We start from the raw sequence: 12,830 nt of genomic DNA on the forward strand, positions 1-12,830 counted from the left end.
GGGGCCAAAGTGATCGGTGATTAGCTCGGGCAGTGACGTGATCCGGATTAACCACAGTGCTAATCTGGGGAGGCTGTATTGATGCTATTTTCAGCAAACTCCATACATGTCCATTACCGTCCATCGTGTTAAGGCTTTAAACCTGTGACGCTTTTATATGTTGTCCTTCTCGCGGCGCTGGCAGTGGTGTGCTCGCCCGTCGCGGTCAAGGTACTTGATCGAAAAGCAGGATGGCCGCTGGCGGCCATCTTCGTCGTGGCGGCGGGACTGATCCTCCGAGAAATTCCCGCGATTTCCAGCGGGAATGGCATCGAGTACCAGCTGACCTGGGTCGCGGACTTCCTCGCGCCCGGGGTGGACGCTGGGGTCTCGTTGCGCGCGGATGCCCTCGGCGCGTTTTTCGCGCTGCTGGCGCTTGTGATCGGGGCTGTCGTCCTCGTCTATTCCGCCGCGTACCTTCCCAAGCACCAAGGCAACGTCAGCTTCTACACGCTGATGACTGCTTTTACCATGTCGGTGCTCCTGCTCGTGCTGGCCGACGACGTGATCGTCCTGTTTATGGCCTGGGAGCTGGTCTCGCTGGCCTCGTTCATGCTGATTGCGCGCTCCGGCGCCACCGGTGAACCGGGCTCGCAGCGCACCCTCGTGCTGACCTTCATCGGCGGCCTGACGCTGCTGACGGCCGTGGCCATCGCCGCCACCGCCGTGGGATCGACCAACCTGCACGCCATCCTGACCTCCCCTGTCTGGGCCGAGAACCAGGCGCTGACTGTCGGGGTCGCGGTGCTCATCGCTGTCTCCGCCTTCACCAAGGCCGCGCAGTTCCCGTTCCACTTCTGGCTGCCCGAGGCCATGGCGGCCGCCACGCCGGTCTCCGCGTTTCTGCACGCCGCCGCCGTGGTCAAGGCGGGCATCTACCTGCTGATCCGTTTCTCGACGATCTTCCACGACGTCGCGGTCTGGAACTGGCTGCTGATCGTCGTCGGCATGGGCACGGCCATTATGTCCGCGCTCTTTGCCGTCCAGAAGACGGACCTGAAGAAGCTGACCGCTTATTCGACGGTCTCGCACCTGGGCTGGATCGTGGCGACTATCGGCGTGGGCACCCCGTTTGCCATCGCCGCCGCCGTCGTCCACACCCTGGCGCACGCGCTGTTTAAGTCTTCGCTGTTCATGCTCATCGGCGTCATCGACCACGAGGCCGGCTCCCGCAACATCAAGGACCTGGGCAAGCTGTGGAACAAGATGCCGTTCACCTTCGTCTCCGTGGTCATCGGCGCGGCCTCCATGGCCGCGGTCCCGCCGCTTCTGGGCTTCGTGTCCAAGGAGGGCATGCTCACCGCCTTCCAGGACGCGCCCATTGGCAATGCCGGGGTAGTGGTCCTGCTGATTGCCGCCGGCATCGGCGCGCTGCTGACGTTTACCTACTCGGCGAAGCTCGTCTTCGGCGCCTTCATCGACGGCGACAAGGACATGTCCGGCGTCCACGAGGCCCCGGTATCCCTGTGGCTGCCGGCCGCCCTGCCCGGACTCATGTCCGTGCCGCTGGTCTTCGTCCTCGGGCTTTTCGATGCCCCCTTGGACAACATCGCCGCCGCCGTCGGCATGGAACACCACAGCCACCTGGCGCTGTGGCACGGCATCAACGTGCCGCTGGTTATTTCCGTGGTGGTGCTGGTGCTCGGCATCGCCGGCCTGGCCGTGCGCCGCCCGCTGTGGTCCGCCCTGGAGTCGCGGGAACTGCTGCCGACCAACGGCAACCAGCTCCTGCACGGGGTGCACAAGCTCAGCGAGGGCATCGGCCGCGTCTTTGCCTCCCTGGCCGCCACCCACAACCCGTCGCGCCACCTGCTGCCCATCGTTTTGCTGGTGGTCCTGCTGGCGGCGGCGACGCTGTTCGGCAGCGAGGGCATCGACGGCGAAGCCCTGGCCCCGCGCGTCGACGGCCTGGACAACCCGTGGGACCTGCTGCCGCTGGGCATCATCGTGCTCTCGATGTTCGGCCTGGTGCGCACCCAGAACCGCCTGACCGGCGCGGTCATGGTCGGCGCGGTCGGCGTCGGTGTCACCCTGCAGATGTTCCTGCTGGGTGCCCCGGACGTCGCCCTGACCCAGTTCACGGTGGAGGCCCTGTCCGTCATCGTGATGATGATGGTGCTGCGCTACCTGCCGGAGAAGTTCGAGCCCGTGCGCAACCCGCGCCGCCGCTACGGCTCCGTGGTGGTGGCCGTGCTGGCTGGTATCACCGCCTTCCTCGGCGTGTGGACGCTCATGGGCCGCCACGAGCGCTCCGACCTGGCCGAGTGGTACCTGAACAACGCCCCGGACATCACCGGCGGCGACAACGTCGTGGCCACCATCATCGTCGAGTTCCGTGCCCTGGATACGCTGGGCGAGCTGTCCGTGCTGGGCATGGCCGCCGTGGTTATTGCCGCGGTGACCTCCACGCTGCCGCGCTTCCCGTTCTCGCCGGGTACCCGCCCGGCCCCGTTCGGGCAGTCGCAGCTGAACTCCGTGCCGATGCGCAAGGCCCTGCAGATCGTGGTGCCGATCCTCGTCATCATGTCCGTCATCGTCTTCTTCCGCGGCCACAATGCCTCCGGCGGCGGCTTCCCGGCCGCCCTGATCATGGGCGCGGCCATCGGCCTGACCTACCTCTCGCGCGGCCGCGACGAGATCGTCTTCGGCCAGATGGCGCCTATCCGTCTGACCGGTATCGGCATCATCATTGCGCTGCTGGCCGGCTTCATCGGCTACCTGGCCGATCCGAGCGGCTTCCTGGTGGCCATCCACGGCGAGGCCCTGGGCCAGCACTGGACCACCTCGCTGATCTTCGACCTGGGCATCTACCTGGCCGTGCTGGGTATGCTCACGATGGCCATCAACGCCCTGGGTGGCTACCTGCGCCCGGGCACCGAGCGCGAGTACCTGCCGTGGGTCCACGACGACGACTCCGTGCTCACCAACACCCCGCAGGCCACGATGGACGACATCGACGACCCGTACCCCGACCCAATCAACCCGGCGCAATCGCCGAAGCCGGTGCTTACCCGCTCGCGGCGCGGCGCCCGTAAGAAGGGGGAGAAGTAAATGATTCTGGCTTTGACCATCGCCATCTTGATCGGTGGGGCCGTCTACCTCATCCAGCAGCGCGGCCTCGTGCGGATCGTGCTCGGCATGATGTGCTTCGGCCACGGCGCCAACCTGACGCTGCTGGCCACCGGCGTCTACTCCTTCCGCGGGGAGGCCTTCCCGTCGCAGACCCCGCCGGAGCAGATGGCGGACCCGCTGCCGCAGGCCTTCGTCCTGACCGCCGTGGTCATTTCCATGGCGACCGCGACCATCCTGCTCACCCTGGCCGCTATGGGGCCCAACGACGACACCGATGCCGCCGACCCCGTCGACGACAACACCGTCGACCACCCGTTCTCGACCCTCGGGCGCGACGCGCACAACCAGGACATCCGGCAGCGTTCCGACGAGGCGGTGCGCCGCATCCAACACGCGCGCGACGCCTACGAGGACGTCTACGAGACCCAGCAAGCTGCCGCCGACCGCACTGCGAAGGAGGGCTAGGCACCAATGTACGACCTAGTAAGCCAAATGCTGCCCCTGTTTCCGGCAGTACCGCTCATCGCGGCGGCCTTCGCGCTGCTGGCGCCCTGGCGCCCGGTCCGCGACGCCATCATGCTGGTGGTGCCCGCCGTCGGCATCTTCGCCGGCCTGGGGCTGCTGGCCTACACCGTTAACAACGGCCCGGTGGCCCACAACGTGGGCATGTACCCGGGCAACGTGGCCATCCCGTTCGTGGGGGATTCCTTCTCCGCGATCATGCTGACAACCGCGATGATCGTCTCCTTCGGCGCGAACTGGTTCGCTATCGCCGGCGGGGAGACCAAATCGCGCTACTACCCGTCGCTGACGCTCATCCTGCTGACGGGCGTGGCCGGCGCGCTGATCACCGCCGACCTGTTCAACTTCTTCGTGTTCATCGAGGTTATGTTGCTGCCCTCCTACGGGCTCATCACGATGTCCGGCACCTGGGCCCGCCTGGCCTCGGGCCGCGCCTTCGTGCTGGTGAACCTGTTCGCCTCCACGCTGCTGGTGGTGGGCGTGGGCTACATGTACTCCGTGACCGGCTCCGTCAACATCGCCGCCCTCAACGGCGTGGCGGCCGGCAACGGCCCCGCCACGGTGGCCGCCGGACTGATCATCATCGCGATTTCGGCCAAGGCGGGTATCTTCCCGGTCCACACCTGGTTGCCGCGCACCTACCCGGGCACCTCCGCCGCGGTCATGGGCTTGTTCTCCAGCCTCCACACCAAGGTGGCGGTCTACATGCTCTACCGCCTCTACGTCCACCTCTTTGACTTGGACGCGCGCTGGGGCGCCCTCATCGTCGTGGTGATGATCCTGTCGATGGCCGTCGGTTCCTTCGGCGGCCTGGCCGAGGCCACCATCCGCCGCGTGCTGGGCTACCAGATGCTCAACGGCATGCCGTTCATCCTCATCATGCTGGCGTTCACCGCCGCCGATGGGCAGCGCGCGCTGGCCGCCGGCATCCTGTACACCATCCACCACATGATCACGGTCGGCTCGCTCATTCTGGCCTCCGGCGCCATCGAGGAGACCTACGGCACCGGCCGGCTCACCAAGCTTTCCGGCCTGGCCCGCAGAGACCCCATCATCGCCTGGATCTTTGCCGCCGGTGCCTTCTCGGTGGTCGGCTTCCCGCCGTTTTCCGGCATGTGGGGCAAGGTCATGTTGGTCGTGGAGATCGCCCGCAACGGCAACGGCTGGGCGTGGGCCGCGATCACGGCCATCGTGGTGGCGTCCTTCGCCGCCTTCCTGGCCATGCTGCGCGTGTGGCGTAAGGTCTTTTGGGGCCGCCAGCTCTCCCAGGACGAGGTCCCGGACGAGTTGGTCATTCGCAAGAAGCTCATGGCGCCGTCGGCGGCGCTCATCCTGGGCTCGCTGACGATGTTCATCCTGGCCGGCCCCGTCATCGACTTCACCATGGCGGCCGCGGGCGACCTGCTGGATACCGGCAGCTACATCCACGCGGTGCTGGGCGATGATGCCGTCGCGTTGCCTAACCCGTCCGTTCTGGAGGGAGGAGCATAAATGCACGTCGTAACGTATATCCTCTGGTTCATTAAGGAGATCTTCGTCTCCGGTTTCCAGCTCGCGGCCTGCTCGTTCAAGGCCGACACGGGCTACCACCCGGTCATCGTCCGCTACCCGCTGCGTGTAACCAGCGGCTGGGAGCTGTTCTGGCTGACCTCCTCGATCACCGCCACGCCGGGCACCCTGTCGCTCGGCCTGCGCGAACCCCCGCGGGAGGGCCTGCCGCGCATCGTCATCGTCCAGGCCGTCCTCGGCGATGACCCCGCGGAGGTGTTGGCCGGCATCGCCGAGATGGAAGAGCGCCTGGCCCCGCACGTCAAGGAACTCGACTACGGCGTGCCCGGGCAGGGCAGCGCCACCGAGGCCGACCCGGCGTTCTACGAGTACCCGCTCGAGTCCGTGGGCCGCTACCTTCGCGCGCCGGAGCTGGCGGAGACGGAGGACCAGCCCATCTCCGAAGACGAGACCCTGGCCACCCGCAGCTGGCGTCGCCAGCAGAAAGGCAAGGACGTGTAAATGTTTGACGTATCCGCTTTTACCGCTTTCGACTGGTTGGTTGCCGCCTGCGTGTTCATCATGGGCCTGTGCGTTTTCGCCGCGCTGGTGCTGACCCTGCGCACGCGCGACGAGCTCACCCGCGCGGTGGTCGCCGACCTCATCTTCTACGGCATGCTCGCCATCTTCCTGGCCCGCTCGACCATCGTCTACTCGTCCATCGCCTACGACATCGCGCTGCTGGCCGCCATCGCCGGCGGCGTGCTGCCGACGCTGTCGATGGCCCGCATCATCTCGAAGGGAAGGCGCTAACCCCATGGCTATCTACGAAATTGTGGCGTCCGTACTCGTTGTCGTCGCCACGGTGCTGGTTGTGGCCACCACCGTGGCGGTCTGGCGCGCGCCGGACGCGCTGACGCGGGTCAACCTGCTCGGCCCGACCATCTGTCTGGCCATCCCGCTGCTGCTCGTGGCTAAACTGGTGGTGGACTTTTCCACGGAGGGCTTCGACTTCATGTCGCTCATCAAGGCGCTCGCCGCCTGCTTCGGCGTCTGGATCATCGGTGCCATCGGCTCCTACTACATGGGCCGCTCGATCTACGGCGTGACCATCACCGACGTCAAGCACGCCCTCCGCACCCAACAGCAGCAGAAGCAGCAGTAGAGCACAGGAAGGTTTGAACCCATGAAACTCGTGACCGCCATCGTGAAGCCGTTTACCCTGCCGGGGATCCGCGAGGCCCTAGGCCAGCTGGAGGTCCACGGCCTGACCGTGACCGAGGTGCAGGGTTTCGGCCGCCAGCGCGGCCACAGCGAGGTCTATCGCGGGGCGGAATACGCCACGGACTTCGTGCCGAAGGTCAAGCTCGAGATGGTCGTGGCTGACGATGCCGCCGCCGAGGTCATCGACGCCGTCGTCGACGCCGCCTACACCGGCAAGATCGGCGACGGAAAGATCTGGGTCAGCCCGGTCGAAGAGGTCGTCCGCGTGCGCACGGGGGAGCGGGGAGAATCCGCCCTCTAGAACTGCGGGACAACGCCTATCAGCGCGCGGTCGAGCTCCTGCGCAGCCTGCCCGTCCCGCCGGGCTGTGCGCTGGCCGCCACGGGTTCTTTCGCCCGCCGGGAGATGACCCCGCGCTCCGACCTGGATCTTATGCTGATGTGTCCGGATGACGCGCCCATCCCGGACGCCACCGATATCTGGAACCCCATCTGGGACGCGGGCTACCACCTGGATTTTGCGGTGCGCACCCCGCGCGAGTGCGGCGAGATCGCCGCCCAAGACACCGCCGCCGGCCTGTCCCAGCTGGAACTCACCCACGTTTCCGGCTCCAAAATGCTTGTCGATGCCGCCCGCGCCCGCCTCTATTCCTCCTGGCGGCGCCAGCTCCAGCGCAACTTCGACGCCTTTATCGACCTAGCCATCCGCCGCTGGCACCGCTCCGGCTCCGTGGCGACGATGACCAAGCCCGACGTGAAGAACGGGCGCGGCGGCCTGCGCGATATCCAGCTTTTGCGTGCGCTCGCGTTGGGTAACCTCTGCGACGCGCCGGACCTGAGCGCTGAGACCCGCCTACTGCTCGACGTGCGCACCCTGCTGCACGAGCATGCGCGCCGGCGCCGCGATGTGCTGGATCCGGAGTTCGCAGCATCGGTAGCCGCGGAGCTGGGGTATGCGGACCGCTACGAACTGTCCGCGACCCTGGTGGATACCGCCACGCGCGTCGACCGCGCGGTGGAACGCGGCCTCGCCACGGCCCGGGGGCTGGTGGGCAAGCGGGGAGCGCACTCGCCGCGGCGGCCGCTGGACCTCGACGTCATCGATAACGGCGGCTATATCACGCTGTCGCGCCACCCCAACCTGGAAGACCCGGCCCTGGTCCTGCGGGTCGGGGCGGCCGCGGCCCGCACGGGGCGCCCGGTCGCCGCGGGGGTCTGGCACACGCTGCGCGAACTGCCGGACCTGCCGGAGCGTTTCACCGCCGCGGCCACCGATGACTTCTTCGCCTTGTTGTCCTCGCCGGCCAACACGCCGCGGGTCATCCGCCAGATGGACGCGCACGGGCTGTGGGAGAGGATCGTGCCGGAGTGGTCGCACATCCGGGGGCTGATGCCGCGCGAACGGGTCCATACGCACAGCATCGACTACCACAGCCTGGCGACGGTGGCCCGCTGCGCCGAGGACCGGACGACGGTCGCGCGGCCGGACATCTTGCTGCTGGCGGCGCTCTACCACGACATCGGCAAGGGTTATGACCGCCCGCACGCGCTGGTCGGGGCGGAGATGGTAACGCGCATAGCTGCGCGCCTGCGGCTGAACCTGGCCGATAGGTCGCGGGCGCAGACGCTGGTCGCCGAGCACACCACCTTGTCGCGGCTGGCCCGCACCATGGACCCGACCTCGGACGCGGCCCGCGACGCGCTCCTGGCCGCCTGCCACTACGATCAGCTCACCGTTTCCTTGTTGGCGGTGCTCACGCGCGCCGATGCCGAGTCCACCGGCCCCGGCGTCTGGAACACCCGCCTGGAGTCCGCCGCCGGACTGCTGAGCCGCCGCGCCCGCGAGGCCCTGGTGCCGCAGCCGCACGTGCGCCCGCGGGTGCCCGCTCCCAGCGAGTTGACGGTCACCCGGGACAGCGACAACCAGCTGCTGACGGTGTCGTTGCACGCGGACCAGGCAGGCATCGTCGAGGCCCTGGCCCTGCTGGCCGCCCTGGGGTGGACGGTGGTGACCTCGCGCATGGAATACACGGGCGGGGCGCTGGCCGCGGAGTTTTCCGCGCGCACGGTGCAGGAGTCCTGGGAGGACGCCAGCGATATCGACCGCTTCTTGCAGGCCTACAAGTCCGGCGTGCACTCGCGCCTGCCCCAGGTTGCCGGCGGGCACACGACGGCGATGTTCAACGCGGAAGGCCTGCTGGAGGTGCGCACCGTCGAGCGGCGGGCGGCGCTGGGCACGCTGATTGCCCAGCTACCCGAGATCGAATGGATGGAGCACGCGGCGTTGGGCGCGACGATGATCGTGACCATCTGCCTGCGCGGCAATCCCTATTCGGGCCTGAGCCGGGCCGCGGTGGTCGCGAATGTGACCGCGGCCCTGTCGAGCGACTAAGCTGGGGGAGTTAATAGATAACCCCTAGATAATGGAGAGCCAAGAAACGTGTTTGAGTCATTGTCCGATCGCTTGCAATCAGCCCTTAAAGGGCTGCGTGGCAAAGGCAAGCTGACCGAGGCAGACATCAACGCCACCGCGCGCGAAATTCGCCTCGCGCTGCTGGAGGCGGACGTCTCCCTGACGGTAGTCCGCGGGTTCATCAAGCGAATCAAGGCGCGCGCGGCCGGTGCGGAAGTCTCCGAGGCACTCAACCCGGCCCAGCAGGTCATCAAGATCGTCAACGAAGAGCTGGTTGAGATCCTGGGCGGCGAGACTCGCCGGTTGAACCTGGCGAAGAACCCGCCGACGGTCATTATGCTCGCCGGCCTGCAGGGTGCCGGTAAGACCACCCTGGCCGGCAAGCTCGCCAAGCACCTGGAAAAGGACGGCCACACTCCCATGCTGGTGGCCTGTGACCTCCAGCGCCCGGGCGCGGTCCAGCAGCTGCAGATCGTCGGTGAGCGCGCCGGCGTGAAGACCTTCGCCCCGGACCCGGGCACGTCCCTGGACTCCCACGACCACGAGATGGGCACCTCCCACGGGGACCCGGTGCAGGTCGCGCGCGACGGCATCGCGGAGGCGCAGCGCGCGCAGCACGACGTGGTGATTATCGATACCGCCGGCCGACTGGGCATCGACGAGACCCTGATGACCCAGGCGCGCAACATCCGCGACGCCGTCAACCCGGACGAGGTCCTGTTTGTCATCGACTCGATGATTGGTCAGGACGCCGTCCAGACCGCCGAGGCCTTCCGCGACGGCGTCGACTTCACCGGCGTCGTGCTGACCAAGCTGGACGGCGACGCCCGCGGTGGCGCCGCCCTGTCCATCCGCGAGGTCACCGGCAAGCCCATCCTGTACGCCTCCACGGGCGAGAAGCTCGCCGATTTCGACGTCTTCCACCCAGAGCGCATGGCCAGCCGCATCCTGGGCATGGGCGACATGCTCTCGCTCATCGAGCAGGCGGAGTCCACCCTCGACCAGCAGAAGGCCGAGGAGGCCGCGGCCAAGATGGGCAGCGGCGAGCTGACCCTGAACGACTTCTTGGATCAGCTGCTGATGATCCGCAAGATGGGGCCCATCGGCAACCTGCTGAAGATGATGCCCGGCGGCAAGCAGATGAACGAGATGGCCGACATGGTCGACGAGAAGCAGCTCGACCGCATCCAGGCCATCATCCGCGGCATGACCCCGGCCGAGCGCGAGGATCCAAAGATCCTCAACGCGTCGCGTCGCAAGCGTATCGCCAACGGCTCCGGCGTGAAGGTCTCCGACATCAACCAGCTCATCGAACGCTTCGAGCAGGCCAAGAAGATGATGACGAAGATGGCCGGCCAGTTCGGCATGGGCGGCGGCTCGCGCTCCGCGACGAAGAAGAAGCCCAAGGGCCGCAAGGGCAAAAACGGCAAGCGCAAGAAGGGCAAGGGCGGCGGCCGCCAGCGCTCCGGGATGCCCGGTGGGATGCCGGGCATGCCGGGCGGTATGCCCTCCATGGAGGAGCTGCAGAAGATGCAGAACCAGATGGGCGGCGGTGGCATGCCGGGTATGTCCGGGATGCCGGGCATGCCCAAGGGCATGGAAAACATCGACCTCAACAACCTTGACTTCGGCCAAGGCAAGAAGAAGTAACTAGTAGTAGATTTCCTCCGCCGGCTCCGGCTCCGCTTCGACCTCTGGGACGAGCGGGGCCGGAGCTTCTTGCTGCTGCGGCTCGCCCGCCAGGAAGGGCGCGATGAGGTCCTCCAGCAGCGGCTTCATGGACATCGCGTAGGCGTTGGAGATGTGGTGCATGTCGCGGTAGACCATGACGTTGCCGATAACGACCGGGCACTTTTCTTCGTCGCAGTACCAGTCGGAGGTATCCACCGCGATCATGTTCGGCCACTGCGCCAGGATGCCCGCCGAAGGGTCGACCGGCTGGTAGTTCTGCTCGCGGGTCGTACCGCAGCCGATGGCGTCTTCGTTGGCCACGTAGCACTCATCGAACTCGATGGGGTTGAAGTTCTCGTCAAAGCCCCACGGGTTCTCGCGCAGGCCCAGGAACGGGATCTCGTTGTCGGCCAGGACTTCCCAGAAGCGCTCGTAGCCGGCCGGCACGACGTCCGGGCCGGTGCCGTGCTCGCCCATCGGGCGCGTGGTATTCGAGATGACCAGGTCGGGGTCGGCATCGAGGATGCGCTCGGTGGCCAGCTCGGACCACTGGGCGCAGTCCGGGGTGACGGTGAGCTCGTCGCCCAGCTCAATGGGGCAGTCCTGGCGCAGCAGCGGCACGACTTTGAAGTTCATCTCCTTGCCCAGCGAGTCGATGGCGGAGGCGTATTGCTCCGCGTGGGAGCCGCCCACCAGGTAGACCTCGACGTCGGAATCCGGGTCGCCGAAAATACACGGGTTGCCGTCCTTGTCGATCTCGAAGAAGGAGTCGCCGGGCTCGGTGTCTGGGACGAAGCAGTGCTGGTAGGCCACCGGCGGGACCATGCTGCCCACGCGCACCGGGTCGGGCTTGACCGGCTGGTTATCCGGCACGTCCTGGCCCATCAGGGCCATCACGCCGGGGTAGAGGGCCGGGTCCAAGTACTCGGCCTCCTCGCTGTCGAGGGTCGACTTGAACCACGGGTGCACGGACAGCAGGGCGATGACCAGGGCGGTCGCCGCCACGCCGCCGGCCGCGCGCAGGGCGCCGACCTTTTCCCGCATGGTCGCCAGGGCCTTGTTGACGGGCATGTCGTCGGCCAGCGGGCGCTTGCGATGCTGCCGCAAGGGGGCCTCGATGAAGCGGTGGGTGGCATCGGCAAGCACGAGGGACAGGGCGATGATGATGGCGCCCAGCCACCAGGCCGGGCGATCCATGCCGAGCGCCGAGGTGGACAGGATGAGCAGCGGCCAGTGCCACAGGTAGAGGGAATAGGCGACATCGCCGAGCCAGCGGGCCGGCTTGGACGCCATCGCGCGGGAGATGCGGCCGCCCCCGCCGATGATGATGAGGACGGCGCCGCCCAGCGGAATCAGGGACAGCGGGCCCGGGTAGGCGGTGGAATCCGCGATGGCCGCGCCGGTGAACATCAGCAGCAGCAGGCCCAAGCCGGTGACGACGTCGGACAGGCGCTGCGGGATGCGGATGCGATGGCCGTAGATGGCGAGCACCGCGCCCAAGGTCAGCTCCCAGGCGCGGGAGAAGGTCGAGTAGTAGTTTTCCGGGGTGCCAAAGAAGCCGAAGCGGCTGGCGCAGGCGAAGGAGGCGATGGTGACCACGATGAGGATCGGGCCCGCCACCGCGTTGACCTTGCTGGACCGGCCCCGCCAGCGCATAACGGCGCCCAGAATCAGGGCGAAAGCGATACCCAGCAGGTAAAACTGGCCCTGCACCGACATCGACCACATGTGCTGCAGCGGGGAGGTGTCCGCCGCGGCGGCCGCGTAGTCGGCGTTCTGGGAGGCTAGCTCCCAGTTCTGGTAGTAGAGCATCGTGGCTGTGATCTGCTGGGTCAGCTCGATGCGCATCAGCTGCGGCGTCCAGAAATACACCAGCAGGTAGGTCACCGCAATGACCAGTGCGAGGGCCGGCACGAGGCGGCGCAAGGTACGCCAGATGGGCCACCAGGGGTTAAAGGTGGCGTTCGGCTTTGTCACATAGCGCAACTGGGAGCCGAGGAAGAAATAGCCGGAGAGCAGCAAGAAGACGTCCACGCCGCCGGAGACACGACCGACGAACACGTGGTAGATAACCACCAGACCGATGGCAATACCGCGGAGACCGTCGAGGTCGTACCGGTACTGAAAACTGCGTGGGGAATCCTGTGACATAAACTCTATTCGCGTTTCATTCTTTGACGTGCGACTTTGGCCCGAGTCTGCGGGCACGGACGCTTAGTAGGTTACTCTGTCCCAGCCTAGAGTCCACATCAACGTACCCTACGGCGCGTTGGGATTTCGTTTTTCGGGGGTTTATCCAGTAATGTGTCTAGGGTTGCTGCGTAAACCCGTTCCCGTCTACGGTCGGCCGGTAGTCACGCGCAGCTAAAAACCCAAGGGTTGAACCGGCCCGCCGGCAAGCG

Annotated in this window: 10 protein-coding genes; 9 read left to right on the plus strand and 1 reads right to left on the minus strand. The window is 66.7% G+C overall.

Annotation, left to right across the window (positions count from 1 at the left end; translation table 11 throughout):
- Nucleotides 1–144: 144 nt before the first annotated feature.
- Genes VVR85_RS00880 through ffh form a run of 9 tightly spaced genes read left to right on the plus strand, consistent with a single transcriptional unit; the run spans nt 145 to nt 10,407 of the window.
- Entirely contained in the window at nt 145–3,090 is a 2,946-nt protein-coding gene (locus tag VVR85_RS00880) for a DUF4040 family protein (RefSeq protein ID WP_368519091.1), read from the plus strand.
- Nucleotides 3,091–3,576 carry a sodium:proton antiporter gene (locus VVR85_RS00885; RefSeq protein WP_368519092.1) on the plus strand — a complete coding sequence of 162 codons (486 nt, stop codon included), beginning with the start codon at nt 3,091–3,093 and terminating at the stop codon, nt 3,574–3,576. It begins immediately after the preceding gene.
- Nucleotides 3,577–3,582: 6 nt separating this feature from the next.
- Nucleotides 3,583–5,124 (plus strand): monovalent cation/H+ antiporter subunit D family protein, encoded by a 1,542-nt coding sequence (locus VVR85_RS00890; RefSeq protein WP_368519093.1) that lies wholly within the window; start codon nt 3,583–3,585, stop codon nt 5,122–5,124.
- Nucleotides 5,125–5,643, plus strand: coding sequence for a monovalent cation/H+ antiporter subunit E (locus tag VVR85_RS00895; protein ID WP_368519094.1), 519 nt, complete (start codon nt 5,125–5,127; stop codon nt 5,641–5,643).
- Entirely contained in the window at nt 5,644–5,934 is a 291-nt protein-coding gene (locus tag VVR85_RS00900; RefSeq protein ID WP_409338163.1) for a cation:proton antiporter, read from the plus strand.
- A gap of 4 nt (nt 5,935–5,938) precedes the next feature.
- Complete coding sequence (locus tag VVR85_RS00905; RefSeq protein ID WP_368519095.1) at nt 5,939–6,286, plus strand: Na+/H+ antiporter subunit G; 348 nt, start codon at nt 5,939–5,941, stop codon at nt 6,284–6,286.
- A 21-nt stretch (nt 6,287–6,307) separates the two neighbouring features.
- Nucleotides 6,308–6,646 (plus strand): P-II family nitrogen regulator, encoded by a 339-nt coding sequence (locus tag VVR85_RS00910; protein WP_368519096.1) that lies wholly within the window; start codon nt 6,308–6,310, stop codon nt 6,644–6,646.
- Entirely contained in the window at nt 6,634–8,736 is a 2,103-nt protein-coding gene (locus VVR85_RS00915) for a [protein-PII] uridylyltransferase (protein ID WP_409338169.1), read from the plus strand. Before VVR85_RS00910 ends, VVR85_RS00915 begins: the two co-directional genes overlap by 13 nt.
- Before the next feature lie 48 nt (nt 8,737–8,784).
- On the plus strand, nt 8,785–10,407 hold the full coding sequence (ffh, locus tag VVR85_RS00920; RefSeq protein ID WP_368519097.1) for a signal recognition particle protein: 1,623 nt from the start codon (nt 8,785–8,787) through the stop codon (nt 10,405–10,407).
- Here ffh and VVR85_RS00925 read toward each other — a convergent pair whose 3' ends face one another.
- Nucleotides 10,408–12,579 carry an acyltransferase family protein gene (locus VVR85_RS00925; RefSeq protein ID WP_368519098.1) on the minus strand — a complete coding sequence of 724 codons (2,172 nt, stop codon included), beginning with the start codon at nt 12,577–12,579 and terminating at the stop codon, nt 10,408–10,410.
- Between the last annotated feature and the right edge of the window lie 251 nt (nt 12,580–12,830).

Source organism: Corynebacterium sp. LK2590, from assembly GCF_040946105.1.
In the GTDB taxonomy this organism is placed as follows: Bacteria; Actinomycetota; Actinomycetes; order Mycobacteriales; family Mycobacteriaceae; genus Corynebacterium.

Excerpts from the sequence above, each read along its gene's own strand:
- VVR85_RS00890 (WP_368519093.1), top strand. The coding sequence starts at position 3,583 with ATGTACGACCTAGTAAGCCAAATGCTGCCCCTGTTTCCGGCAGTACCG.
- VVR85_RS00885 (WP_368519092.1), top strand. The coding sequence starts at position 3,091 with ATGATTCTGGCTTTGACCATCGCCATCTTGATCGGTGGGGCCGTCTAC.
- VVR85_RS00910 (WP_368519096.1), top strand. The coding sequence starts at position 6,308 with ATGAAACTCGTGACCGCCATCGTGAAGCCGTTTACCCTGCCGGGGATC.
- VVR85_RS00925 (WP_368519098.1), bottom strand. The coding sequence starts at position 12,579 with ATGTCACAGGATTCCCCACGCAGTTTTCAGTACCGGTACGACCTCGAC.
- VVR85_RS00895 (WP_368519094.1), top strand. The coding sequence starts at position 5,125 with ATGCACGTCGTAACGTATATCCTCTGGTTCATTAAGGAGATCTTCGTC.
- VVR85_RS00905 (WP_368519095.1), top strand. The coding sequence starts at position 5,939 with ATGGCTATCTACGAAATTGTGGCGTCCGTACTCGTTGTCGTCGCCACG.
- VVR85_RS00900 (WP_409338163.1), top strand. The coding sequence starts at position 5,644 with ATGTTTGACGTATCCGCTTTTACCGCTTTCGACTGGTTGGTTGCCGCC.